Here is a 26,244-nt window from a genome sequence, read left to right as displayed (position 1 = left end):
CGATGGGGTTCCCATATTACTTGCAGGCTCGCTCGAATCACCGTGGCCAGGCTTCACACCACCACTGGAGGAGTCATGGGCAAGTATCTGCGACGCTTTCTAGCGGCTTCCGTCGTCCTCACCTTTGCACCCACCGCCGCATCCGCGCTCCCGCCACCGCGCAGCGAGGTCTGTTTCGGCCCGAGCACGTGCAACAGGCTTTGTAGCGAGGGCCTCTTCACGACGACCTGTCGGGCAGCGGGGCTGTGCGAGCCCGAAACACTCGATGAGCCCACGGACGAAGCGGACATGGTCGAGCAGTTCTCCGAGGAGTCGCTGGTTTGCAGTGCGGAGGCCCAGGCCTCCGCGCTGGAGAGCTGATTCAGCACCCCTGGCGGTCAGGGCCTCGATGACGAGGCCCTACCGCCAGGACGTCAGCACGCGAGACCACGGCGTCAGCAGGTTGCGCACCACCGCGCCGTCTTCACCCACCGGACCACCAGGAGACAAGACGTCATCGTCCGGGGGCGTGGGGATGCCGAACTGCTCCTCGGGCTCCGCGGCGCGGAAGCGCTGCAGGTTCATGGCTCAGGAGCAGGGCCCACACGCCAGCCATGTCACTCAACCCCTGGGCGCTGGGGATGGAGCCCTGCCCGCGTCAACGAAGCCCGGCAGGGGTCACCCTGTCTTGCATTGCCAGACAGAGAAGCCGGCGCGGTGACAGCGCATGGAGAGCCGCTGTGCGGACGTGCGGTGCGGGGCAGCGCCGGAGCGCGAGAGGCGGCTCGACGGAAGCAACCCGGCCCCGTCCCCGCCCGTGGAGACGGGGCGGGAGGACGGGGCCGGTGGAACCGGGTCATGCGCCCAGGATGGCGAATGACCTCATGAGGCTCAGAGGTTCGCGGCCTTGGGCGTCCGGGCCACGACGTGGAAGTCCGCCAGGTTGTTGTCGGTGTCCGTTCCGTCCGCCGGATACCGGCTGGCCGAGTTCCCGGAGGAGGGGGCCGCGACGGCGGTGCCCTCGACAAAGGCATTCGTCGCCGTCCCAAAGCCCATGGAGTCGCGGACGGTGTTGGAGCCATCGCGCAAAGCCAGGCCACCGCCGGCGGCGGCGAGGGCGGAGGCCATCGTCCCATCGCCCGCCACGCTCCCCGTGTACTGCGAACCGGTGTAGAGCCGGAACCCAGCCGGCGCGAGCACCGTCGCGGCCGTGAACGAAGACAGGTTGACGTCGGCCGTTCCCCCGGCGGACCGGTACACGAGCTTCCAACCCTTCAGGTCAATCGGGAAGGAGCACCCGTTGTAGAGCTCGACGAACTCGTCCGAGGCCCCGCCAGTCCCGGCCACGGACACCTCGTTGAGGGTGATGTGGCAGGCGCTGATGGTCAGCGTCGTCGCGCCGGACACCGAGTCCACCGTCGCGCTGATGCTCGTGGTGCCAGCGCTGACGCCGGTCGCCAGGCCCACGCTTCCCGCGGCGTTGCTCACCGTCGCGCTGGGGGTGTTCGAGGAGGCCCACGTCGCCGTCGCCGACAGGTCCTGCGACGAGCCATCCGAGTACATGCCCATGGCCGTGAACTGCTGCGTCGTCCCAGCGGCAATCGTCGGGGTGGCCGGAGTCACGGCAATGGACACCAGCGTGGGCACCGCCACCGTCAGCGTCGTCGAGCCCGTCACCGCCCCCGAGGTCGCGCTGACCGTCGTGGTGCCGACGCTGACGCCCGTGGCGAGACCCCGGCTGCCCGCCGCGTTGCTCACTGTCGCGACGCTCGGGCTCGAGGAGGCCCAGGTCACCGTCGCCGTCAGGTCCTGCGTCGTCTCATCCGAGTATGTGCCCGTGGCGGTGAACTGCTGCGTCGCCCCAGCGAAAATCGAGGGGTTGGTCGGAGCCACGGCAATGGAGACCAGCGTCGCCGGCGTCACCGTCAGCGTCGTCGAGCCCGACACCGCACCCGAGGTCGCGCTGACCGTCGTGGTGCCCACGCCCGCGCCCGTCGTAAGCCCCTGGCTGCCCGCCGCGTTGCTCACGGTCGCCACGCTCGGGCTCGACGAAGCCCAGGTCACCGTCGCCGTCACGTCCTGCGTCGTCTCATCGGAGTACGTGCCCGTGGCCGTGAGCTGCTGCGTCCGCCCAGCGGCAATCGAGGGGTCGGTCGGAGTCACGGCAATGGAGACCAGCGTCGCCGGCGCCACCGTCAGCGTCGTGGAACCGGAGACCGCGCCCGAGGTCGCGCTGACCGTCGTGGTGCCCAGGCCCGCGCCCGTCGCCAGACCCTGGCTGCCCGCCGCATTGCTCACGGTCGCCACGCTCGGGCTCGACGAGGCCCAGGTCACCGTCGCCGTCAGGTCCTGCGTCGTGGCATTGCTGTACGTCCCCGTCGCGGTGAACTGCTGCGTCGTCCCAGCGGCAATCGAGGGGGTGGTCGGAGTCACGGCGATGGACATCAGCGTCGCCGGCGTCACCGTCAGCGTCGTGGAACCGGAGACCGCGCCCGAGGTCGCGCTGACCGTCGTGGTGCCCACGCCCGCGCCCGTCGACAGACCCTGGCTGCCCGCCGCATTGCTCACGGTCGCCACACTCGGGCTCGACGAGGCCCAGGTCACCGTCGCCGTCAGGTTCTGCGTCGTGGCATTGCTGTACGTGCCCGTCGCGGTGAACTGCTGTGTCGTCCCGGCGGCAATCGAGGGGTTGGTCGGAGTCACGGCGATGGACACCAGCGTCGCCGTCGTCACCGTCAGCGTCGTGGAGCCCGACACAGAGCCGGAGGTCGCGCTGATGGTCGTCGTGCCGGCCGCGACGCCGGTCGCCAGACCCTGGCTCACCGTCGCCGTGGCTTCACTCGACGAAGCCCAGGTCACCGTCGCCGTCAGGTCCTGCGTCGTGGCATTGCTGTACGTGCCCGTCGCGGTGAACTGCCGCGTCGTCCCGGCGGCAATCGAGGGGGCGGCCGGAGTCACGGCGATGGACACCAGCGTCGCCGTCGTCACCGTCAGCGTCGTGGAGCCCGACACGGAGCCGGAGGTCGCGCTGATGGTCGTCGTGCCGGCCGCGACGCCGGTCGCCAGACCCTGGCTCACCGTCGCCGTGGCTTCACTCGACGAAGCCCAGGTCACCGTCGCCGTCAGGTCCTGCGTCGTGGCATCGCTGTACGTGCCCGTCGCGGTGAACTGCCGCGTCGTCCCGGCGGCAATCGAGGGGGCGGCCGGAGTCACGGCAATCGACACGAGCGTGACGGTGGCAGCCGTCACCGTCACCGTGGCCTTGGCGGAGCGGCCGTCCACCGTGGAGGTGATTTGCGTCGTGCCCGGGCTGGCGCCCGTCACCGTGACGCTTCCATCCGACTGCTTCGCGACGCTGGCGACCGCCGCATTGCCCGACGCCCACGTCACCGCGGACCCCGCGGGCGAGGAGGTACCGTTGGCTTCGACCAGCTCAGCCACCAGGCGCGTCGTCGCGCCCACGGCCACCGTGGCCGTCGCCGGCGTGACGCGGAGCGACTTGCTCGCGGGCTCGGTGCTGTCTCCGCAGGCAGCGACAAGGAAGAGGGCAAGGAGCAACGCGCTCCGTTCAACGGGCGGCGCGAAACGAGCTGTCATGAGGGCCTCGGCAGGTGAAACATGGGGTTAACGCGATACACAGCGCGTGCGTACTGTGTCCGCATCAGGACTTCAAGCGCACCCCAGAAGAAGAGAGGGAATGGAATCCCCCTCCAAGTCAACCTGGGCGACCGCTGATGCGCTGTTTCACCGGATCGCCACATGAAGATCACATATTCCGGAGAGTTCTGGGTCCAATGGAGAGCGGAGATCCCAGGACGGGTGCCGAATTACGGTTTGTGAAGAGATGGGGGGGTGTCGGAGGACCGCCCGGTGTCGAGCCTTGGGGTCCACCGCGTGTGTCTGTCCATCCAGCGTCCGGCGACGCGACTGGGGCATGGAGGAGGCCAGGGATTGGAAGGCCTCGCGCATCGAGGAGGTCGTAGCTGAGCGTGTGTGCGATTCGCTCCAGGCCGGTCCGCATCGGCGCCTTCCTCCTCCGGGCGCCGGTTCCCCGAGGCCTCGGGGCCTCGGCGACGTGGTCGCCGGGCCGCGTTTCTCCCTGCTCTCGTGTTGGGAGCCCAGCCTCGGCGTCAACGATACGCAGTGGGTGCCGGCGCTCCTGGCCGCGGCCGGCCACCGCGAGTCGCGCGACTCTGGAGTACCTGGGCCTGTCCACGACAGCCGCGAGGCGGGCCCCGGCGCGCGGGCCTCCCCTCACTCCGCGGCCAACGGCAGGAAGCGCGCAGGCTCCAGCGGCTCCAGGACGAACCGGTAGGCCGAGTCCATCCTGACGACACCCTTGGCCTGGATGGATATCTCACCCGACAGGCGCTTCCAGCGACCCTCCTCGACGAGGAACTCCCCGCGCCCCACGTAGGACGCCGTGTCGGAGGCGGGGAACCTCCGACGCGACAACAGGGGCTCGTAGTACCCCGCATCCCGAATCGTGAGGGTGAAGTCGATGATGGCCACGGTCCTTCCGGCGGCATCGCGCTCGAGTGCCGTCAGCCGCGCCTGGTCGAAGCGCTCACGCTCGCCATGCCATTCGAATCCCATCTCTCCAATCAGGTCCATGCTGAGCGCCCACGTGTCACCCACGGCGACGGGCCTGGCGGGCAGCTCGAACAGGAGCGCCACCAGGTTGTGCTGCTCCTGGGGCAGGTGTCGGGTGATGATTCCCAGGTCCATCAGCGACGAGTGGGCCAGCACCGTCCCCGCCACCGGGGGCACGAGCGCCTTCGCGCGACGGGCATCCTTGCTCGACGCGCCCTCCGGCGAGGAGACCTCCACCCGCGTCAGCGTCACCCGGGCGGCCAGGTCTTCCGCGTCCACCCGCGCGAGCTCCGCCGTCATCACGACCTCGCGAGGAAGAAGCACCAGCTCGGGCCGCGGCTCGCGCGTGCGGGGCGACAGGCCCCAGAGCCCGGGGCGCGTGGAGTCCAACTGCGTCAGAGCCTCGCGCCCGGGCAGGCTCGTCGCCGTCAGGGTGTAGCGCAGCGGCGCCGCCACGGGCACCTTCCACCGGAGCTCGACAGGCGTGGGGCGCTCCACTTCCACCCCCGAGGCAGGGGCAGCGCCAGTGAGAATCCCGCCGAGAGCCCCCCACCACAGGGAGGCCATGAGAAGGCGATGGGTCATTCTCCTCTCTTCAAATCGTCTGGCATGTCCACGAAAGCCGCAGCCGCGGGAAGGCGCGGAATCGGGCGACGAACCAAGGGGCCCCCCCGATTCGAGGACGCCGAGGAAGAGGCCTGCTTCCGGGCCGCGCGCGCCCGGAGTCTCCGGCGGTGCCTCGCGGGCATCGGCAGCGCCCCCACCGTGGTCACCCCGCCTGCCCATCGTGGACAAGGAACATGGAGTCGTTCGTCGCTCTCCGCCGGGCGGCCCTTGCGCGCGTCCTGAAATTGTCGCCAAGTTGAGCAGGGCCGAGGCGCTCCGCCTGAATGAGAGACAATTCGACATGTCCAATCCCGACGAACTTGTCGCTCAGGCTCGCCACCACCCGCAGCACTGGCGCTATACCGCTGCGGCGCAGGCCCTCCGGGAGGCCGCGGTTTGTCGCATGCTTCTGGGCGAGCCCAGGCAGAGGCAGGGAGATGTCGCGGGTGCCCGCGCAGCCTATGAACTCGCGCTTCGCTCCTTCCAACATTGGCGGATGGTGGCCAGGGCAAAGGAAGCAGTGTCGCGACCGCGCGACCTCCCGCCGTGAAACCAGACATCCGGCATGGGGGGGGCGGCGTCGCGGACGCACAGCGGAAGATTTATCGGTTTCTATTCACCCATAGTGTATGAGCCTTTCCCTTCTGGGGGCACGCTTGTGCGGGTGTCGCCACACGTCATTGCACTGGGAGAGGGGTCCATGCATTCACATCGTCGGTACACGGACGTCGCGTTGAGGGCCGTCTGGCTGTTGTTCGTTTCACTGGCCGCCACGGGCTGTCAGGACGGGACGCCGTCACCCCACGAGGAGGTGGGCACGGTGAGAGCCGCCGAGACGGCCAGCCGTCTGGGCCTCGTGGCCGCCGGTCGCAACCACACCCTCGCGGTGCGCTCCGACGGGACTGTCTGGGCTTGGGGCGACAACGTCCATGGTCAACTGGGCAATGGAAGCGTCCAGGACCAACGCGCGCCCGTCCGGTCCTGGGGCCTGTGGAACATCCGCGCCGTGGGTGCAGGCGACTTGCACTCCCTCGCGCTGAAGTCGGACGGCACCGTCTGGGCCTGGGGCAACAACACCAGCGGCCAGCTCGGCGACGGCACCACCACCGGCCGTCAGGTGCCCGTTCCGGTGCCGGGAGTGGTGGAGGTGGTGAAGGTCGCCGCGGGCTTCTCACACTCGCTGGCATTGAAGTCGGATGGCACTGTCTGGGCCTGGGGCAGCAATGGCTCGGGCCGACTGGGCGATGGCACCACGACGCAGCGCCTGGCACCGGTGCAGGTGCAGGGCCTGCCCTCGATTACGGCGATTGCCGCGGGCAACGCGCACTCGCTCGCGCTCGACGCCCTGGGCCGGGTGTGGACGTGGGGCAGCAACACCAGCGGCCAGCTCGGCGACAACACCCCTGGCCCCCGGACGCTTCCCGCGCAGGTCCCCGGCCTCGGAAACGTGACGGGGCTGTCAGCCGGCAGCAATCACTCGCTCGTGCGAAAGGCGGACGGCACCGCTTGGGCTTGGGGGTCCAACAGCTTCGGCCAACTGGGTGATGGAACCACCACCTCTCGCTTCCTGCCGTTGCAAATATCGGGACTGGGAGGCGTGGACGGCGTGCTGGCGGCGGAGCTCCACTCGCTCGCGCTGAAGTCGGACGGGACGGTCTGGGCCTGGGGCGCCAACCCGCGCGGCCAGCTCGGAGACGGGACGCAAGTGCAGAGGCTGGTCCCCGTGCAAGCGGTGGGGCTGAGCGGCGCGGTGGCCGTGGCGGCCGGCAGCGGCCAGCACTCGGTGGCATTGATGGCCAACGGAGAGGTGTGGACGTGGGGCCACAACGTGGAAGGGCAGTTGGGAGATGGGTCCATGACCTTCAGCGCGGTGCCGAGGAAGACGCAGGGCCTGGTCGAGCGAAGCATCGCGGCCTCGGGTCCGAAACACTCGCTGGCGCTGAAGCCGGACGGTGCCGTCTGGGCCTGGGGCGACAACCTCCATGGACAGTTGGGTGATGGCACCACCCTTCAGCACTTGAGGCCCACGCAGATGCCTGGCCTCACCGGGGTCCTGGCCATCGCCGCTGGCGACACGCACTCGCTGGCGGTGAAGGCGGACGGCACCGCCTGGGCCTGGGGCGGCAACTCCGAGGGCCAGTTGGGAGATGGCACCCTCACCACCCGATGGGCTCCCACGCAGGTGTCCAGCCTCGCCGGGGTCGTGTCCGTGGCCGCTGGCGACTGGCACTCGCTGGTGGTGAAGGCGGACGGCACCGTCTGGGCTTGGGGCAACAACACCCGCGGCCAGATCGGGGATGGCACCCTCACCCACCGCCGGGTGCCCACGCAGGTGTCGGGCCTCACCGGCGTGATATCTCTGTCCGCGGGCGAATATCACTCGCTGGCGGTGAAGGCGGACGGCACCGTCTGGGCTTGGGGCGACAACGTCGATGGCCAGCTCGGGGATGGCACCCTCACCCACCGACAGGTGCCCACGCAGGTGCCAGGCCTCACTGGCGTGGTGTCGGTGACCGCCGGCGACTTCCACTCATTCGCCCTGAAGGCGGACGGCACTGTCTGGGCCTGGGGTGCCAACTACGCGGGTCAACTGGGGGATGGCGCCATCACTGGCCGAACGACTCCGACGCAGGTGCCAGACCTCGGCAACGTGGAGGCCTTGGCTGCTGGCGAGGCGCACTCGCTGGCGGTGAAGGCAGACGGCACCGTCTGGACCTGGGGCAGCAACGTCCTCGGGCAGTTGGGGAATGGCGCACTCACTGACCAACGAGTCCCCACGCAGGTGTCGGGCCTCGCTGGAGCCGTGTTTGTGTCCGCGAGCGACTACCACTCGCGGGCGGTGAACGCGGATGGCACCGTCTGGGCCTGGGGCAACAACATTCAGGGCCAGTTGGGCGACGGTTCGGCGGGCGCCTACCACTCGCCGACTCCCTCTCAATTCATCGGGGGGCGCGGCTTCGCGGCAGGCCCATGGCACTCCCTGGCCCGGAAGCTGGATGGCACCGTCTGGACCTGGGGCTCCAACTTCGCGGGACAACTGGGGGATGGCACCAACAACAACCGAATGGTGCCCGCGCAGGTGCCGGGTCTCGGCAACGTGGAGGCCTTGGCTGCTGGCGAGGGCCACTCGCTGTCGATGAAGGGGGATGGCACCGTGTGGGCTTGGGGCCACAACGCCGCTGGCCAGTTGGGGGATGGCACCCTCACCGACCGATGGGTCCCCGCGCAGGTGCCGGGCCTCAGTGGTGTCGTGTCTGTCTCCGCCGGCGAATACTTCGCGCTGGCGCTGAAGGCGGACAGCACTGTCTGGGCCTGGGGCCAGAACTTCCATGGCCAGTTGGGGGACGGCACCACCACCTACCGGACGACTCCCACGCAGGTGCCGGGCCTCACGGGTGTGATGTCCGTGTCCGCGGGTCTGCGCTACGCCCTGGCCCGGAAGGTGGACGGCACCGTCTGGGCATGGGGCAGCAATGGCAACGGCCAATTGGGGGATGGCACCACCACCAGCCGAATGACTCCCACGCAGGTGACGAGCCTCACGGGCGTGGTGTCCGTGTCCGCGGGCGAGTACCACTCGCTGGCGGTGAAGGTGGACGGCACCGTCTGGGCCTGGGGCAGCAATGGCAGCGGCCAACTGGGGGACGGCACCACCACCCACCGAATGGCTCCCACGCAGGTGCCGGGCCTCTCGGGCGTCAAGGCCGTGGGTGCCGCCGATGCGCACTCGCTGGCGGTGAAGGTGGATGGCACCGTCTGGGCCTGGGGCGGCAATGGCAGCGGCCAACTGGGGAATGGCACCACGACCCAGCAATTGACGCCCACCCAGGTGCCTGGATTGACAGGGGTGGTGAGCCTTCTGGTCGCGAAGACGCACGTGCTCGTCGTTTCCGTGGACGGAACGGTGAGCGGCTTCGGTTCCAACAGCAATGGCCAGCTTGTCACGGGTGCCATGGCCGCCAGGCTGTCTCCGACTCAAATCTGGTGAGGAGCGTCCCACCTACCCCGCTCCCGCCTTCCCGACAGGTCGGGGTTGCGCGGGACTCACCTGAATCGGGACCAGGCAAAATCCTCAAGTCTCGCGACCGCCGCGACTGAAATGCGGCTTCCGCAAATTAAACATGTCTTCCGTGTATCACCGGGCTCGTGCAGGATGGATTCCACGCGGGGTGCTTCACCGCACCCCGTGTTCCCCCCAAGCAGGAGTCATCCCATGAAGGCCGTTTCTTCCGTCGCCGCCGCCGCGCTGCTCGTGTCCGTCCCCGCCCTGGCCGGCCACAGCATCCAGTCCACCCATGGCCTGTACATCGGCGACAACGGAGCGACGTACCCGGCGACGGGCGTCAACATGAACATCAGCTGGAACGAGAGCACGTTCGCCGCGTATGCGAGCTTCAACGGCATCGCGAACGGCAACACCTACGCCTTCGACCTCGTGGGCTCGTCCGTCACGGCCGTCACGGCGTTCAACGTCAACGGCCTGTGGAACATCCACCGCAACGGCGTGCTCATCTGCGGGGGTTGCACCGGCAGCGCCTACGGACTGAACGCGTCGGTGGGCAATGGCATCAAGTTCTACGACAGCACGTACAAGTTCCACTTCAGCGCCTACGTGGACGCGCGCCAGGACTCCTGACGCACGGGGTCCATCCGCCACCTGGAGCGAGGGGCCCCGCCCCGCGCGGCATCCCCCGCGACGTGGAGGTTCGGTTTGGGCGCCCACCTTCCGCGCCACCTTCTCCTGCAAGGGCTGGGTGCGGGAGGCCGCGCGCCGGATGCTGATGAACAACTGGGCGTGAGCCGTCTGCAATCCATGCCCCGGTCCGTTACGCCGAGAGAGGTCCGCCCGGTAGTGGCCTCGCGTGCGACCATTCGTATGGGATTGGACGCTGGAAAAGCCTGACGCTTTTCGAGTGTCGAGAGGTGGTGAGGCCTCGCGTCCCCTGTCTGGAAATCAAGCGGGGACATCCAGACAGAATGGAATCCATGCCAACGAATGGGTCTGCCCGGGAGCGCCCCTGGGTGCGGGGTATTTGTCATGGGGTCCTGCTGCTGGGGCTCGCGCTGCTTCCTCCCGGCGCGCGGGCGGAGGTCTCCGGGGACACGCGGCGCTACCTGCTGTCCATCCATCGGCTGATCGAGGACCTGGAGTACGAGCGGGCACTGGAGCAGGTGGCTCGCGCGAAGCGGGTGTCTCGGGGGCCCGAGGACGACGTGGCGGTGTCGCTCTATGAGGGCGTGGTCCTGGCGGAGCTGAGCAAGGAGGGGCAGGAAGAGGCGGAGGCCGCGTTCAAGTCCGCGCTGTTCCTGAATCCAGACGCGGTGCTGCCGCTGAGCGTGTCGCCGAAGCTGCGGCAGCGCTTCGAGGCGGTGCGCGTGAAGGTGCGTGAGGAACTGGCCGCGCGAGGCGAGCCCTCGGAGGCACTGAAGCGGAGGGCCCCGGAGCCTTCGCGCGAGGCGTTGGGGCCAGGGCTCTCCACGGGGCCCGTGGCGGAGGTCTCTGAAGGGCGCTCGTCGCCGCGCCAGCGGGCTTGGATTCCGGCCGTCACCGGCGGAGTGCTGGCGGTGGGGGGCGGGGTGATGTGGTGGGGGGCCTCGGGGGAGAGAGCGAGGCTGGACGGGCCAGATGAGGACATCGGCTCGGAGAAGGATGCGCGGAAGGTGGCGTCGCGCACGCGCTCGCTCCAGACGGTCAGCGTGGGCCTGCTGGTGGGCGGCGCGGTGGGATTGGGAGTCGCGACGGGGATGTATCTGATGGGCGGACCCGGGGATGCCATGGCCTTGTCGGTGGGCACGGACGGGACGTCTGCCTTTGTCTCCGGGAGGTGGCCGTGAGGGGCCTGCTTCGAGTCGCCGCGGCGGGGGTGCTGGCGCTGGGACTCCAGGCCGTCGGCGGCTGCCTCGACGTGGATGCGGCCGTGGAAGAGGTGTGCCGCAAGAAGCCGGAGCTCTGCGCCGATGGCGGTGTCCCGGACAGGGACGATGGCGGTGCTCCCGACGGGAGCGACTCGGGGCCCACGGAGCCGCACTGGGAGCCCGTCCAGTCGATGGGCGCGCGGCGGTTCGGCCACACGGCGACGCTGCTGGGCAATGACAAGGTGCTGGTGGTGGGCGGCTTCGAGGCCGGGAACGCGGCCGTGGCGACGACCGAGCTGTATGACCTCGCCTCGAACACCTGGACCGATGCGGGGACCCTGTCGGCGGCTCGCGCCTTCCACACGGCCACGCTGCTGGGGAACGGCAAGGTGCTGGTGGTGGGGGGACGCGTGGGGACGGAGGCGCTGAGGAGCGCGATGCTGTACGACCCGGCGGATGGCGGCTCGTGGACCTCCGCGAGGTCCATGGCGAACGCGCGCGCCAGCCATGCCGCGGTCCTCCTGTCCTCCGGAGCGGTCCTGGTGATGGGCGGCGGCGAGGACGACGAGGGAGGGCTCACGACGTCCGAGCTCTATGAGCCGGACACGGAGATGTGGTCGAGCGTGGGCAACCTCACCGCGGCACGCAATGCGCTCGCGGCCACGGAGCTGCCGGGGGGCGGGGTGCTGGCGGTGGGAGGCTATGGCCACATCGACGCGAGCGACACAGCGGATGTCTATGACGTGAGCACGCGGAGCTGGACGGCGGCGCCCAACGCCATGTCCGAGACTCGCTCGGGCCATACCGCCACCCTGGTACCGTCGTTGGGGCAGGTGCTGGTGGTGGGCTCGGCCGGGCCTGAATTCAGCACCAGCACGCAGCTCTACGCGCCGAGCACCCGGACGTGGACGGACTCGGGCTGGCTGAGTGTTCCTCGGGCCCACCACACGGCGACCGCGCTGACCTCTGGAGGCGTGCTGGTGGTCGGCGGACTGCCGGGCTGGGATGCGGCGCCGGTGAAGGATGTCGCGCTCTATGACCCCGACCGGGGCTGGGTGAGCAGGCCCGAGCTGTTGCGCCCTCGCGCCTTCCACACGGCCACGCCGCTGAAGGACGGCGGGGTGCTGGTGATAGGGGGACTGGGGGCGGAGGGCGCGGAGCGCTCGGCGGAGCAGTACGTGCCGTGAGCCGCGGAACCTGTCAACGCGGATGAGACCGAGATTGGGTGAGAGTGCCGCGCGGTCTACATGGTGCACATCGTGAGGCGTGAGCAGGCCGAGGCCCGAGTGGTGATGCTCCAGAGCCCACTCGGTCCAACCTGGCGCAGCAAGCAGCCAAACAGGCAATTCAAGACTATCAAGCAAGTATTCTGATAGGCTGACTCCGCATCGTTCCCTTACGGAGGCAGTCCCATGACGTTCAAGTCCAAGCCAGTCGCCCTCATCCTTTGCCTGGCCTTCACCGGCTGTGGCCCCAGCGAGGAGCAGGTGCCCGCGCAGCCAGAGCCCATCGCAGCGGAGGTGGACGACCGCGAAGTGTCGGCCCAGGCCTTCGACGGCGCCTGCGCCTCTTCCTGTGACGACGAATGCGTCCTCTACGCGCGCTGTCGGACGGAGCAGGATGCCTACGGCATCAATCTGCCCTACGGCTTGTTCACCTGGGCGGACAAGAAGGCCATCATCAACAGCAACCATGCGCATGTGGGCTGCGTGGCAATGATCCTCGGGTCGAACTCCGCCGGTCACACCGCGTTCGTGCACAGCGTGAACACCGCCGCTGAGCCCAACCGCATCACCCTTCATGAGTCCAACTGGAGCAGCGGCAGCGCCTGCGACGCGCGCACCGGCACCAAGGCCCAGCTGAACATCACCAACTACTGGTGCCCGCCGGGCGCCCACACCAAGAACTGTTCCGGCGCGATGTAGTCGCCGTCCCTTGCGCCGCTCGTGGGTTTCCCGGGCGGCGCGCCTTGAAGAATCAGCCCGACCCGTGCTGCCATGACTCATGATTGCAAATGAGCCATGCAGCTTGTGAAACCGGAGAGCGGGGGGATGGGCCCGTGATTTCCGAGCTCGAATGTCCATCCAGCCGGATGAATGGCGCCACCACTCGGCTGGGGCCCGGAGTGATGATGCAGATCTCCAGATTTCCGCCGTCCTCGGCGACGAAGAGGTCTCCCGAGCGCGACACGGTGACGTTGTCCACGCCAGTCAGCGGCGAGCGGACGGAGTGAAGCGGTAGAACCGCCCATCCGCCGAGCCGGACATGGCCCCATACGGGCTGGGCCCCGGCTGCGCGGGCGCGGCATACGCCTCCTTCCAGAATCCAGGTCCCAAAGCCAGCGCTCCGCCACCCGGCGCGGAGAGACGAAGGAAGGCACGACGGTCCCATCGCATACAGCCTCCTTTTCGAGTTTCTTGAACGCGGCCTACAAACCCATGCAGTTGGCGTAGTACGTCACCGTGCCCGGCCAATCGCTGAAGATGCCAATGACACCCACGTGCCGGGCGAGCACGTCCACCGCGACGAGCATGTCACCGTCGTTGTTGATGGCCTGCTTGACGGACTGGAAATAGAAACCGCCGCCGTTCGCCAGCGGGCCGTCACGCTCCAGGGACCAGGCGATGATGTCCAGGCCCGCGGCCCTCGCCGCCCTGGCGTACGCGGACGGGATGATTCGCCCCTGTGCATCCAGCGTGAGCAGCACGTAGATGGGAGGCGCGATGACCTCCACGCCCGACGCGGACAGTTCGTCCATGCTCGGCACCCAGGTGCTTGGATCATTCGGGTCGAACCGGGTGCCCGGAATCTCGTAGCGCCCGTCCAGGTAGACGGCCTGCCTTCCGAACTGCGGCTCGCGCTGAATCCAGTACTTCACGTCGTCGAGGTTGAAGGACTGCGGCCACACCTGGATCGGGTGGATGCGGGCCTGCTTGTACTCGTCCAGCATCTGCTGGGCGTAGGCGGCCTGCGTATAGGTGCCCTGGTACGGCATGGGGACACTCGGGGCCTTCAGCTCCGGAGTGAACTTCGTGCCCAGGCGCTTGAAGAGCTCGATGCTCTCCTTGTGGGAAAGCACGGTGCCACACGCGGAATAGAGGTCCGTGCGCCAGGCAGCCGTCCCGTCCAGGTACTGCGCCACCGTGGTCGCCGAGGGGTTCGCGGCGTCCATCTTCCCGCACAGCTGCTTGAACTCGGCGAGCGTGATGTCGCTGGTGCAGCAGAGCGCGGAGGCGGCCTTGCCAGTGACAGGGTCCGCGGGCTGGAAGGGCTGCGTGCACTTCGCCGCCAGCGCGGGAATGGCGAGGATGTTCGTCGTGGTGTGCAGGTCGCACTGCGAATGCCGGCACACCAACTGCCGGTCCTTCGTGAAGGTGACGTCGCACTCGAGGATGCCCGCGCCCATGCGCGCGGCGGCCTCGTAGGACTCCTTCGTGTGCTCCGGGAACTGGAGCGGCGCGCCGCGATGGCCGATGGAGAACTCCGTCCGGGAGAACGGCCCCTCCGAGCACTGCTGGAGCCTTCGCTTCAGGGGGCCCTCATCCATGTCCTCGACCAGGTAATAGGGCCGAGCGCCCACCTGGACATTGAGTCGGCGCGACGGCGTGTGCTCCGACCGGGACTCCCCAGCCGCGCGCGCGTCGTCCCCCGCGGGGGCCACGCCGGGAATCGAGATGCACGCGGCGAGCGTCGCCGAGAGGAGCGTCACCAACCTTCTGGGGTACATGAGGTTTCCGGTTCCTTCCTGGGTTGCTGGATATGAAGGCCCGCGCAAGATGCACCTCCGTCCCGGCCGGAAACGTCAAGGTTGAGCGACGATTCTCTCAAGAACCTGCCACGCCGTGATCCGAGCGGCGTCGCGCGGTGCCACTGTTGGTGAAATCCGGCGAACACGTCCAAGGGGAGCACGTCGACGCGGGGTGCAGGTCCGACGTGGAGTTAGAGGGGGATGGCCCTCACCGGCAACGCGCGGCGTCACGGCGAATTGTCACGACGAGGTGACACCCGGCGTTTACGGCCCCCGCGTGGGGTGAGATAGACCCGTGGCTGCCAGCGTTCCCTCTCTCTCAAGGGACCTGCCGAGTCGGCTGTCGCTGAAATGTTTCATCGAGTACCTTCGGGCCGTGTCAAGGACGTATGTGCTCCCACGGGCCGGAATCATTCGGAGACCCACCAGATGCGAAAGTCCCCACGCTTATTGTTGGCCGCGCTCGCCGCGGTGATGTTGTTCCACGTTGGATGCTCGGACGATGACAAGCCGGGATGTGAGGGTGCGGAGTGCAGCCCCCCGTCCTGCGGAAATGGAGTGAAGGAGGCGGGGGAGGCCTGTGACGACGGCAACGCGATCGCCGGCGACGGCTGCGAGGCCAACTGCACCGTGACGCCGGAGAAGGCCGCGTGTGGCAACGGAAAGCTCGAGGACGCCGAGGTATGTGACGACGGCAACACGACCTCCGGCGACGGCTGTCAGGCGGACTGCACGCTGACGCAGACGCGCTGCGCGGCCGCCGATGCGCCGCCGCTGGCGGACGGGGCGACGTGCGCGGTGACGAAGGCCGGCAATGGCGCGCGCCTGTTCACGGGCGTGGTGCTCAAGGACGGCGAGACGCTGGTGGGCGGCCAGGTGCTGGTGAACGCGCTGGGCGTCATCACCTGCGCCCAGTGTGACTGCTCCGCCGCCGAGGGCGCCGCGGACGCCACCCAGGTCTCCTGCCCGACGGGTGTCATCTCCCCGGGCCTCGTCAACCCGCACGAGCACATCACCTATCCGGACAAGCCGCATGCGGGCACCGAGGAGCGCTACGAGCATCGCAACGAGTGGCGCACGGGCGCCAACGGCCACACGACGGTTCGCAACGGCGGCTCGAAGAGCGGCGCGGACGTGGTGGGCTACGCGGAGCTGCGCCATGTGATGGCGGGCACGACGTCCATCGCCGGCGCCGGTGGTGCCGCGGGCTTCCTGCGCAACCTGGACCAGAACCCGGTGGCTCGCCAGGAGGGCCTGGAGGAGGGCGTCGCGAACTCGGACACCTTCCCGCTGGGCGACACCAACGGCCGCATCGTGACCTCGGGCTGCACGGACTACACGTCGAAGCCCACCACCGCGGGCCTGTCGAAGCTGGCCGCCTACATGCCGCACATCGCGGAGGGCATCAGCGCCGGAGCCCGCAACGAGTTCATCTGCCTGTCCACGGCCCCCAATGACGTGATGCAGGGGCGCACGGCGGTCATCCACGGCATCGGCCTGACGGCGCAGGAAATCGAGCTGATGGCCGCGCGCGGCACGGGCCTCATCTGGTCCCCGCGCTCCAACATCGCGCTGTACGGCGACACCGCCATGGTGACGACCTACAAGCGCCTGGGCGTGAGCATCTCGCTGGGCACCGACTGGCTGCAGTCCGGCTCCATGAACATCCTGCGCGAGCTGAAGTGCGCGGACTCGCTCAATACCCGCCAGTTCGCGCGCGCGTTCAGCGACGAGCAGCTGTGGCGCATGGTGACGTCCAACGCCGCGGAGGCGGTGGACGTCTACGAGAAGGTGGGCCGCATCGCGCCGGGCAAGATGGGCGACCTGTCCATCTTCCAGTTGGCGACCTTCACCGCCTCGCCGCACCGCGCGGTCATCGCCGCCGAGCCAGCGAACGTGGTGCTGACGATGCGCGGGGGCAAGGCGCTCTACGGCGACCAGACGCTGGTGGCGGCACTGAAGGGCGCCGCGGAGACGTGTGACGCGGTGGACGTGTGTGGCACGGCCAAGTCGGCCTGTGTCCAGTCCGAGGTGGGCAAGAACCTGGCGGCGCTGCAAGCGGCCAACCCCACTGCCTACCCGCTGTTCGCCTGCGGTGTCCCGGAGGCGGAGCCCGCGTGCACGCCCCAGCGCATCTCGAACAACTCCGCCTGGCCGGCGTCCGTGAACAGCTCCACCGTCTACTCCGGCCAGAGCACGGCGGACGACCCGGACGGCGACGGCGTGCGCGGCGCGGCGGACATCTGCCCCAACATCTTCAACCCGATCCGCCCGATGGACAACGGCAAGCAGCTCGACTCGGACAACGATGGCCTGGGCGACGCGTGCGACCCGTGCCCGCTTTCCGCGAACAACAGCGCGTGCACGACCTACCTGGTGGGCGATGACGACCACGACGGGTTGCCCACGTGGCAGGACAACTGCCCGTTCGTGTCCAACCTGGATCAGGCGGACGCGGATGGCGACGGCAAGGGCGACGCGTGCGACGCGTGCGCCATCGCGAACCCGGGCACCACCGCGTGCCCGCTGACCATCCATGACCTGAAGACGCCGGTGAACGGAGGCCTGCCGTTCTCGGGTGAGGTGGTGTCGCTGTCGGACGTCATCGTCACGGGCGTGGTGAAGGGCGCCGCGAGCACCAACGGCTACTGGGTGCAGGTGCATCCGCTGCCGTCCGGCAAGAGCGTCGAGTACTCCGGCCTGTACGTCTACGGCCCGAAGGGCGACCTCGCCGTGGGCGACCGGCTGGACATCACCAAGGGCTCGCTGACGATCTTCAGCGGCCTGCCCGAGCTGACGGACGTGACGTACACCCGCCGCAGCGTCGGCAACACGCCTCCGGCTCCGGTCGTCGTGAGCGCGGCGGACGTGCGCACGGGCGGTCCTCGCGCGGTGGCGCTCGAGGGCGTGCTCGTCGAGCTCCGCGAGGTGAAGGTCACCGAGGGAGTGAACAACTTCAAGGAGTTCCGCGTGAACGAGAGCGGCGATGTCGCCCAGCCCTCGCTCATGGTGGACGACCAGGCGTTCGACTACGCGGATCAGCCGGTGGGCACCACCTACTTCTCGCTGAGGGGCCTGCTGACCTTCAACTTCAACGACCACAAGCTCGTCCCCCGCGGGGCGGGCGACATGCTGGGGACGCCGCCCACGCTGACGGCCTTCGGGCCCGGTGGCTTCGTGCGCGCGGAGGGCTCGGGCGCGCAGAGCACCTTCCCGCAGGCGCTCACGGTGACGATGTCCGCGACCTACTCGGTGCCGGTCGATATCACGGTGACGTCGAGCGACCCGGCCGCCCTGGCGGTTCCGGGTGGGAAGGTCACCATTCCGGCGGGGCAGACCTCGGCGGAGGTGAAGGTGGAGCCGCTGGCCCAGGCGCAGAGCGTCACGCTCACCGCCACCCTGGGCACGGTCTCGCTCCAGTCGACCCTGCGGGTGCTGGGCGCGACGGAGCAGGCACTGGTGACGACCCTGTCTCCCGCGACGGTGAGCATCGTGCCGGGTGGCACGGTGACACTCACGGTGGCGCTGGACCGTCCGGCTCCGGCCGACGCGGCCATCGCGCTGAGCGTGGACCCGGCGGCGGGCTTCGGCACGTTCAACCCGGCGAGCGGTACGCTGGCGGTGGCGAAGAACGCGACGCAGGCGACGTTCACCTTCACCGCCGACGAGGCCGCCTCTGTCTCCGAGGGCACGGTGACGGCGCAGGTGGGAGCCAGCAGCGCCAGCACGGCGGTGACGCTGGACCTGGTCTCGCCGCGGCTCGTGTCGCTCCTGCCCTCCACTCCGGTGGTGGTGCAGTACGGGCAGACGCAGGAGTACCGGGTCGTGCTGTCCGCGGCTCCGACGGCGGACCTCGCCGTGGCGCTGGTGGCGACGCCGGCCGCGGGGGTCACCCGCTTCGGCACAGTGCCGGCCACGGTGACGGTGCCCGCCGGTGCGACGGACGCCACGTTCCTCTTCACCGCGGATGCGCGGGGTGAGGGAGCGGGCACGGTGTCCGCGTCGCTGCAGGGAATCACGCGGACGTCCGACGTCACGGTGACGCCGCCGCCCGCGGCGCTCGTCTCGCTGACGCCTTCGACGGCGACGGTGTACTTCAACACGACGCAGGCGTTCACCGCGACGTTGGATCGCCCCGCCCCGGTGGGGGGAGCCTCGGTGAGCGTGGCGCTGACGCCTGACTCGAGCCTGGGCTCGCTGTCCTCCGCGACGGTGGCCATCGCCGAGGGGCAGACGAGCGGTCAGGTGGTGTTCACCGCGGGCCAGACGGCCGGCGGCGTCCGGCTGACGGCGACGTACGGCGGCACCGAGCTGGCGGCGGAGCTGACCGTGGCGAGCCGCCCGGCCATCAGCCACCTGGTCATCAACGAGGTGGACTACGACCAGCCCAACACGGACACGAAGGAGTTCGTCGAAATCTACAACCCGACGGGTGCCCCCGTGTCCCTGGCGAACACGTTCCTGGTGTTCGTCAATGGCGGGGTGAATCCTCCGGCGAGCTACCAGAAGCTCGACCTCACCGAGGTCGGCACGCTGGGCGCGGGTGAGTACCTGGTGGTGGGCTCGGCCGCGGTTGTCGGTCCGCTGGCGGGTCGTCCCGGGGTGAAGACGCTCCAGCGCGGGACCTCGGACTTCATCCAGAACGGCGGCAGCGTGGCGAGCCCGGCGGCGGACGCCGTGGCGCTCTACGACGGAGCGCTGGATGTGCTCATCGACTCGCTCTCCTACGAGGCCACCATCACCCAGGCCACCATCGCGGGCTCCTCCAAGAGGTTCGACATGCAGGAGGGCACCACGAGCACGGCGGCGGTGGCGGACAGCAACACAGTGGAGGGCTCGGTGTGCCGCGACGCACAGAGCACGGACACCGACGACAACGGGGTGGACTTCAAGTTCACCACCACCGTGACGCCGGGCGCGGTCAACGTCATCACCGCGGTTCCCGCGCCCTGATGCACGCGCGGCCCACGTGCCGCGTGACGGGGTGAAGCAGTGATTCGGGCGGCTCCTGGAAGTTCAGGGGCCGCCCGATGCTTTTGATCAGGTTCTTTGCGAGCTCATCGCTCGCCGAATGGCCGCATCATTGTCGCGAAGGGTGCTCGCCAGATATTCGCGCGCCCAGGCCTGGCCTTCGCCCAGGCCCCGCCTGAAGGCAGCGTCTCCACCCCCCCAGTTCCCGGCCGCGAGGTCGACGACCTGCGCCTGGATGTTCCTCGGAAGCGCGCTGAAGACGAGCGCGGGATGGTCCTGCGCCGCCACCTCCCACGGTGGCGGAACCACCTCTTGCTTCACCACGAACGAACCCTCTTCTCCCTCGCGTGAGCCGCGAACCGCCAATTTCGTGAACTCAGGGTTCATCTGTTGCAATGCGGCCCGCCGCGCCCGGGTCGACATCCCCTTCCACCGATTGTCCTCAATCAATGGTTGCTCGCCCCCGCCCAGGTCTTGGGTCGCGATGTACTGTTGGAGGCTGACACCCGGTGGAAGGAGGACGAGCAACTCCGTCTCGCTTTGAGACAACCCGGTGGAGCCGGGATAGAGATCTTCATCAGGCACATCGAACCAGACGTCATGTGGAGCGCCGCGCAGGATGTCGTCCACGCCGCTCTCCGAGTCATCCGACCCCCAGGAGAGGGAATACGGGTTGATGGCCACGGAGACAAAGGGCGTGTTGTCACCCAGCATGCCCTGGCCATGCCGGTCAATCTCTTGCAGGAGCTGCCCTCTTCCTCCGCCAGCCAGCCCCCGCTGAACCCTGGCATAGGCCTCGGGCTGGTTTGCCGCCAGCTTCGAGATGTAATCACTTCTCTTGTCGGCATCCATCCAGCGGACGACGCGCATCATCTGGATGGGCGCGGAGCCCTGGGGCTCGGGCATCCGCTGAACGGGAGGTGATTGGAGCATCGCCTTCATCTGCACCAACCGCTGAACCCGAGGGCTCTGGCTGGCGGTGTCCTGGATGGCGTTGAGTCGGCTCACGTGAGGTGAGGCGTCCGCCAGACGCTGGACCGACCCGGCCCCCTGCCTCCCCGCGGAATCGTGAGTCGTCTCCACGTGCTTCGGCATCCTGGGGCTGTGGGCGCGCATGCGAGAGGGGCCTTCTCCGGACAGCGTGGGAACACGTCAGTGTGAAGGCGAGCAGGCCCCAAAAACAGTAGCGGCCAGGTCACCCCGGTTGCCCGGACCCGCGGGGGAGGAACACCCTCCCCTCCCCGTCCTCCAAGGACTCGCAAGGCGGCATCAAGTCCCCACGACCCGGGCGAGTCCGCCATCACCCCTCTTCCGCAGAAACGTGCCCGCCCAGAGCCATAACGAGGAATCTCCGAACTCCACTTGAGCCGCAATGTTCCGGCCTCACGGTCGAGTAGCCGAGGGATGTCTGCTAGAAAGCAGCACAACCCCGCGCAGACAGTCACTGCCTCACGGGGGCGGCCCGCGGTACGGAGTCCTTCATGTCCCCACGTTTCGAAGTGCTCGCCCGCTGTCTGGGATTGAGCGTGCTGTGTCTGGGTCTATCGCTCGGCTGTGGCGATTCCGGGGTCGCACCACGACCTCCGCCCTCGACGGAGGGGACGGTGAACGCGGCGGCCTCCACGGTGGCGGTGGACAAGCCGACGGGAGTGCTCGCCAACGGCACGGACCAGGCCGCCGTGACGGTGACGGTGCTGGCCAAGGACGGCTCGCGGATGTCCGGGCGCGCGGTGACGGTGACAGTGGAAGGCGCGGGAGCGTCCATCGCGGTGCCTCCGGGACAGACGGGGAGCAACGGCGAGGCGCGGGCGCTGGTGGTATCGACGGCGCCAGGCGTGAAGACCGTGAGGGCGTCGGTGCGGGACACGAACGGACTGACCGTCGCCCTCACCGCCACCGCCACGGTGGAGTTCGTCGAAGTCGCCCCCACGGCCTCGCGGCTCGCGTTCCGACGGGCGCTTCCGGATGGCGTGGCGGGTACCCCGCTCTCGGGACTGGAGGTCGTCCTCCAGGATGCCACCGGGGCGCCCATCTCCACCGGCACCGCGGAAGTCACCCTGTCGCTGGCCTCGGTGGGTGTCGTCGTCCCGGAGGGTCAGCTGACGGTGACGACGGTGGACGGCGTGGCGCTCTTTCCGGAGGTGGTGCTGAAGAAGGCGGGCGACGACTACCAGTTCGTCGCGAATGCCCCGGGCTTCGAGCCGGCCACGAGCTCCACCTTCAAGGTGCTCCCCGGCGCTCCGGCGGCCGTGGGGCTGAGCACGCTGATGGAGTCGGCCGTGGCGGGCGTGGCGCAGGACCTCCAGGTGACGGTTCAGGACGCGTACTTCAACACGGTGACGGGCTACACGGGCACGGTGGCGCTGACGTCCACGGACGCGGCCGCGAGCCTCCCCGTCGCGCACGCGTACACCCCGTCGGACGCCGGACGGTTCACCTTCACGGGCGTCACCTTCAAGACCGCCGGGAGCCAGCGACTGATGCTGGACGACGGCACGAGCGCCCTCTCGTTCACCCTTCACGTGAGCGTGAGCGCCGGGCCCCCCGCGCTCCTCGCCTTCACCCAGCAGCCCACGCGTGTGTCGACGCGCGCGGCCCTCGGCACCGTGCAGGTCACCCTGAAGGACGCCTTCGGCAACACGTCCCGGGTGGGAGCGCCGACGGTGAGCCTGTCGCTGACGCAAGCGGGCTTCGCGCTGTCGGGCACGACGGCGGCGGCTCCGGTGGATGGCGTGGCGACGTTCACCACGCTGAGCGTGGCGGGCCATGGCGTCACCCGCCTGACCGCCTCCGCGAACGGATTGCCGGACGCGGGCAGCGCGGACCTCACCGTGGTGGATGACGTGGCGCCCGCGAAGCCGGTGCTGACGCAGACGGCGGCGACGGAGACGGGCCTCACCGTGCAGTGGACGAGCGTGGGCGATGACGGCACCGAGGGGACGCCGACGGCGCAGGAGCTGCGCTACTCCACCACTCCCATCGACTCGGACGCGGCCTTCGAGGCGAGCACACCGGTCGCCATTGACAGCCCGGCGCCTCCGGGCACCGTGCAGACCGCGACGCTGGCGGGGCTCGCGGCGGGCGCCACGTACCATGTCGCGCTGAAGGTGACGGACAAGCAGGGCAACGCCGCGCGCTCGGACAGCCTGACGGTGTCCACGGCCCATCCGCGGGTGACGCGGTTGGCGTTCGTGGCGCAGCCGGCGGATGGCGCGGCGGGCACGTCGCTCGCGGACGTGCGCGTGGCGCTGCTGGATGCACGCGGCGACGTCGTCATCACGGCCACCTCCGCGGTGACGCTGACGTTGACGGACCAGGCCTTCTTCCCGGCGGTGACGGTGTCGGCCGCAAGCGGCGTGGCCACCTTCCAGGGGCTGCGCGTGGACACGGCGGACGCATTCACCTTCACCGCGACGGCCGGAGCGCTCAGCCAGCAGAGCCAGTCCTTCACCGTGCGCGCGGGGCCAGTGTCGACGCTGGTGCTGTGGCAGTTCTCGTCGCCGGTCGACGCGGGACAGGCGCTCGAAGCAGGCGTGTCATTGACGGACGCCTTCGGCAACCTCGCGCGGGACTACGCCGGGACGGTGCACTTCACGTCTTCGGACGCGCAGGCGGTGCTGCCTCCGGACACGACCTTCACCCCGGCGGACAACGGCCAGAAGTTCATCGCCGGGCTGGTGTTCAAGACGGCGGGGACGCAGTCCCTCACCGCGACGGACACCGTCACCTCGAGCCTCTCCGCCACGGTGGACGCCGAGGTGCGCTCCATCGCCGCCGCGTCCTTCGAGGTCATCGCGGGCGCGGGGCCGTTCGCCGCCGGCCAGTCGCTGAGCTACGAGCTGGTGGCGCGCGACACCTACGGCAACGTCGCGACGGGCTACGCCTCCACGGTGACGTTCTCGTCCACGGATGCGCAGGCGGTGCTCCCCGGCGCCTACACGTTCACCCTGGCGGACGCGGGCCGGCACGTGTTCAGCGTGGAGCCGCGCACCGCGGGCGAGCAGGAGGTCGCCGCGGAGGACGTGGTGACCGCGACCCTGAGGGGCACGCACACGTACTCCATCACCCCCGCCGCCATCGACGCCCTGGCGTTCGTCTCCGCGCCCACGACGGGCTTGGTGCGACAGGCCCTGACGGACGTACGGGTGGCGCTGAGGGATGCCTACGGCAACACGGTGACCGACGCCGCGACGGACGTGACGCTGTCGCTCGTGGGAGGGAGCTTCACCCAGGGCACGCCCACGCGCTCCCCGGTGGACGGCGTGGCGACCTTCACCGGCCTCGTCTTGGTGGACGAGGGCACGTATCGATTCGAGGCCAACGCGGGCGGCCTGCCGCCCTCCACCTCCGAGGACCTGGTCATCACCGACACGGTGGCGCCAGCGGTCGCGAGCGGCTTCGTGGCCAGCGAGCTGTCACTCTCCAGCATCCGCCTGGACTGGGCGGCACCTGGCGACGACGGGAACCTGGGCACCGCGACGCGGTACGAAGTCCGGTACGCCACGGAGGCCATCACCGAGGCCACCTTCGAGGCCGCCGCGGTCGTGACGGGTGTGGGCGCGCCCCAGGCGCCGGGCACGGCGGAGTCCTTCACCGTCTCCAGCCTGGAGGTGGGCACGACGTACTTCTTCGCCCTGAAGACGTTCGACGGCGCGGGCAATGCCAGTGCCCTGGCCACCGCGAGCGCCAGCACCACCAATCCTTGTGACGACTACGTGTGCACGCCGCCGGCTCCGGCCTGCGCGGAGGACGGCACGTCCCTGGAGGTGTATTCGTCGGTGTGCGTCATCGTCGCGAGCGAGCCGACCTGCGAAATCGGAGCGGTGGAGCTGGAGGCCTGCCCCGGCGCGGATGCCGTCTGCCACGCGGGAGCGTGCGCCACCGCGCCGCATCCTGGCGCGGGGGAGCTGGCCATCTCGGAGGTGATGCACTCCCCGTCGGCCGGCACCACGGAGTACGTGGAGCTGACCAACACCAGCACGAAGCTGCTGGACCTGAACGGCATGACGGTGAGCTTCGTGGACGGCGTGGGAGCCGCCACGCCCTTCACGCTGAACCATGGACACGCGCTGGTGGTCGACCCGGGCTCGCGAGTGGTGCTCGCGCAGAACGCGAACTTCGGGACGAACGGCGGCGTGTACGCGAATCATGCGTACGGCACGAACGTGCACCTGGACAACACCGGGTCCATCACCTTCATGCAGGGAGGCACCACGGTGACGAGCCTCCAGTACACCAACGCCTTCCCGCGGACGGTGGGCCGCGCGATGAGCCTCGCGTCCAGCATCGTGGGCACGGCGGGCGCGTCCAGGCCCTGGTACTGGTGTGATTCGTCCGGCGCTCTCTCGGGCGGAGACCGGGGCACGCCCCACGAGGCCAACGACGAGTGCGGGATGAACGTCGAGAAGCCGCTGAACTACTGCGCCATCCAGTACCCGAAGACGTTCCCGACCGGGGATGGCAACTACCCGGCGAGCATCCTCGCCTTCGACGCGTACGACATCTACAGCCAGTTCTACAGCTTCGATGTCACGACGCGGAGCCAGACGAGCAATGACTTCTACCCGGGCATCGAGGCGCAGTTGGGCCATGGCACGGATGCGGCCGACCCGGCGGGCTGGACGTGGACGTCGGCGGACTTCAACGCGAGCTACAGCCCGGCCAGCTCCAACAACGACGAGCTGAAGGCCGTGCTGAGCATCTCCACCCCCGGGACGTACCGGTACGGCTTCCGCTACCGGTTCAAGGATGCGGGTGCGCCGTGGACGTACTGCGACCAGAACGGAGTGGCCGTGCCTCCCTCGGGCACCTACGGCTCCGTGACGGTGCTCGCCGGGCCGCAGACGGACCACATCGTCATCAGCGAGTTCAGCGGCGGAACGACAGCGAACGCGAGAGATGAGTTCGTGGAGCTCTACAACCCGACGAGCGCGGCGGTGGACCTGTCCGGCTGGCAGCTCAGCTACAAGTCCGCCACCGGGGCCACCTACAGCACGACGTACACCATCGCCGCTGGCAGGAGCATCCCCTCCCACGGCTACTTCCTGGTGGGTGGCACGGCCTACTCGGGGGCGGTCGCCGCGGATGCGACCCACAACATCGATGCGTCCTCGTCCACGACCGCGGGAGGCCACATCCGCCTCCAGCGTCTGTCGGGGACGGTCTACGTCGACGTGGACCGCATGGGCTGGGGCACCGCGAACGCGCCCGAGGGCACCGCCGCGCCTTCGCACCCTGCCTCCGGTGGAAGCCTGGAGCGAAAGGCCATTGTCTCCTCCACCTCCGCCTTGATGGCGGTGGGCGGCGCGCACGCCACGCGCGGCAACGGACAGGATACGGAGAACAACAGCGCTGACTTCGTGACCCGTACGACGCGGCAGCCGCAGAACTCCGCGAGCCCGGTGGAATTCTTCCACTGACAGCGATGACGCGGAGGTGCCTCGCATCCAGGGCACCTCCGCGTCTGTCGCGCTGCTTCAGCCCTCACCCTT

The 26,244-nt window shown here is 69.1% G+C and carries 14 protein-coding genes; 8 read left to right on the top strand and 6 right to left on the bottom strand.

Translation table 11 applies throughout. The annotated features are described in order from the left end of the window. Nucleotides 1-75: 75 nt before the first annotated feature. The gene (locus G4D83_RS12445) at nucleotides 76-360 is read left to right on the top strand and encodes a hypothetical protein (protein ID WP_163864933.1); all 285 of its coding nucleotides are present in this window, start codon (nucleotides 76-78) and stop codon (nucleotides 358-360) included. A gap of 39 nt (nucleotides 361-399) precedes the next feature. On the opposite strand, the gene G4D83_RS12440 is transcribed toward G4D83_RS12445, so the two are convergent. The 3 genes from G4D83_RS12440 to G4D83_RS12430 form a co-directional block, all read right to left on the bottom strand. Next, a complete protein-coding gene (locus G4D83_RS12440; protein WP_163864932.1) occupies nucleotides 400-564 on the bottom strand; it encodes a hypothetical protein in 165 nt (54 codons plus the stop codon). A 306-nt stretch (nucleotides 565-870) separates the two neighbouring features. After that, nucleotides 871-3,576: a beta strand repeat-containing protein gene (locus tag G4D83_RS12435; protein ID WP_163864931.1), complete on the bottom strand. Its 2,706-nt coding sequence runs from the start codon at nucleotides 3,574-3,576 to the stop codon at nucleotides 871-873. Between the two features lie 657 nt (nucleotides 3,577-4,233). After that, the gene (locus G4D83_RS12430; RefSeq protein ID WP_163864930.1) at nucleotides 4,234-5,157 is read right to left on the bottom strand and encodes a hypothetical protein; all 924 of its coding nucleotides are present in this window, start codon (nucleotides 5,155-5,157) and stop codon (nucleotides 4,234-4,236) included. 721 nt (nucleotides 5,158-5,878) lie between these two features. Between G4D83_RS12430 and G4D83_RS12425 the strand changes: the two genes are divergently transcribed. From G4D83_RS12425 to G4D83_RS12405, 5 genes are all read left to right on the top strand, one after another. Continuing rightward, nucleotides 5,879-9,166: an RCC1 domain-containing protein gene (locus G4D83_RS12425; RefSeq protein ID WP_163864929.1), complete on the top strand. Its 3,288-nt coding sequence runs from the start codon at nucleotides 5,879-5,881 to the stop codon at nucleotides 9,164-9,166. Nucleotides 9,167-9,391: 225 nt separating this feature from the next. Beyond that, nucleotides 9,392-9,814 (top strand): hypothetical protein, encoded by a 423-nt coding sequence (locus tag G4D83_RS12420; RefSeq protein WP_163864928.1) that lies wholly within the window; start codon nucleotides 9,392-9,394, stop codon nucleotides 9,812-9,814. A gap of 386 nt (nucleotides 9,815-10,200) precedes the next feature. Next, nucleotides 10,201-11,013, top strand: a complete 813-nt coding sequence (locus G4D83_RS12415) for a hypothetical protein (protein WP_163864927.1) — start codon at nucleotides 10,201-10,203, stop codon at nucleotides 11,011-11,013. Next, entirely contained in the window at nucleotides 11,010-12,221 is a 1,212-nt protein-coding gene (locus tag G4D83_RS12410; RefSeq protein WP_163864926.1) for a Kelch repeat-containing protein, read from the top strand. Before G4D83_RS12415 ends, G4D83_RS12410 begins: the two co-directional genes overlap by 4 nt. Nucleotides 12,222-12,446: 225 nt before the next feature. Further along, entirely contained in the window at nucleotides 12,447-12,959 is a 513-nt protein-coding gene (locus G4D83_RS12405) for a hypothetical protein (protein WP_163864925.1), read from the top strand. Nucleotides 12,960-13,244: 285 nt separating this feature from the next. On the opposite strand, the gene G4D83_RS12395 is transcribed toward G4D83_RS12405, so the two are convergent. Both G4D83_RS12395 and G4D83_RS12390 read right to left on the bottom strand, forming a co-directional pair. Beyond that, complete coding sequence (locus tag G4D83_RS12395; RefSeq protein WP_163864924.1) at nucleotides 13,245-13,430, bottom strand: hypothetical protein; 186 nt, start codon at nucleotides 13,428-13,430, stop codon at nucleotides 13,245-13,247. Nucleotides 13,431-13,462: 32 nt separating this feature from the next. Beyond that, nucleotides 13,463-14,761 (bottom strand): glycerophosphodiester phosphodiesterase family protein, encoded by a 1,299-nt coding sequence (locus G4D83_RS12390; RefSeq protein WP_163864923.1) that lies wholly within the window; start codon nucleotides 14,759-14,761, stop codon nucleotides 13,463-13,465. A 579-nt stretch (nucleotides 14,762-15,340) separates the two neighbouring features. Between G4D83_RS12390 and G4D83_RS12385 the strand changes: the two genes are divergently transcribed. Beyond that, nucleotides 15,341-19,735 carry an amidohydrolase family protein gene (locus G4D83_RS12385; RefSeq protein WP_240356295.1) on the top strand — a complete coding sequence of 1,465 codons (4,395 nt, stop codon included), beginning with the start codon at nucleotides 15,341-15,343 and terminating at the stop codon, nucleotides 19,733-19,735. An 87-nt stretch (nucleotides 19,736-19,822) separates the two neighbouring features. On the opposite strand, the gene G4D83_RS12380 is transcribed toward G4D83_RS12385, so the two are convergent. After that, nucleotides 19,823-20,761, bottom strand: a complete 939-nt coding sequence (locus G4D83_RS12380) for a hypothetical protein (protein WP_163864922.1) — start codon at nucleotides 20,759-20,761, stop codon at nucleotides 19,823-19,825. Between the two features lie 473 nt (nucleotides 20,762-21,234). Between G4D83_RS12380 and G4D83_RS12375 the strand changes: the two genes are divergently transcribed. After that, nucleotides 21,235-26,172: a lamin tail domain-containing protein gene (locus G4D83_RS12375; RefSeq protein ID WP_163864921.1), complete on the top strand. Its 4,938-nt coding sequence runs from the start codon at nucleotides 21,235-21,237 to the stop codon at nucleotides 26,170-26,172. Nucleotides 26,173-26,244: the final 72 nt, after the last annotated feature.

It is taken from the genome of Myxococcus eversor, assembly GCF_010894455.1.
Lineage (GTDB): Bacteria > Myxococcota > Myxococcia > Myxococcales > Myxococcaceae > Myxococcus > Myxococcus eversor.
The sequence above is the reverse complement of the archived record's forward strand: the minus strand, read 5'-3'. Positions and strand labels throughout refer to the sequence as shown.

Coding starts and splice junctions, on each gene's coding strand:
- G4D83_RS12445 (WP_163864933.1), top strand. CDS start 76: ATGGGCAAGTATCTGCGACGCTTTCTAGCGGCTTCCGTCGTCCTCACC.
- G4D83_RS12440 (WP_163864932.1), bottom strand. CDS start 564: ATGAACCTGCAGCGCTTCCGCGCCGCGGAGCCCGAGGAGCAGTTCGGC.
- G4D83_RS12435 (WP_163864931.1), bottom strand. CDS start 3,576: ATGACAGCTCGTTTCGCGCCGCCCGTTGAACGGAGCGCGTTGCTCCTT.
- G4D83_RS12430 (WP_163864930.1), bottom strand. CDS start 5,157: ATGACCCATCGCCTTCTCATGGCCTCCCTGTGGTGGGGGGCTCTCGGC.
- G4D83_RS12425 (WP_163864929.1), top strand. CDS start 5,879: ATGCATTCACATCGTCGGTACACGGACGTCGCGTTGAGGGCCGTCTGG.
- G4D83_RS12420 (WP_163864928.1), top strand. CDS start 9,392: ATGAAGGCCGTTTCTTCCGTCGCCGCCGCCGCGCTGCTCGTGTCCGTC.
- G4D83_RS12405 (WP_163864925.1), top strand. CDS start 12,447: ATGACGTTCAAGTCCAAGCCAGTCGCCCTCATCCTTTGCCTGGCCTTC.
- G4D83_RS12395 (WP_163864924.1), bottom strand. CDS start 13,430: ATGCGATGGGACCGTCGTGCCTTCCTTCGTCTCTCCGCGCCGGGTGGC.
- G4D83_RS12390 (WP_163864923.1), bottom strand. CDS start 14,761: ATGTACCCCAGAAGGTTGGTGACGCTCCTCTCGGCGACGCTCGCCGCG.
- G4D83_RS12375 (WP_163864921.1), top strand. CDS start 21,235: ATGTCCCCACGTTTCGAAGTGCTCGCCCGCTGTCTGGGATTGAGCGTG.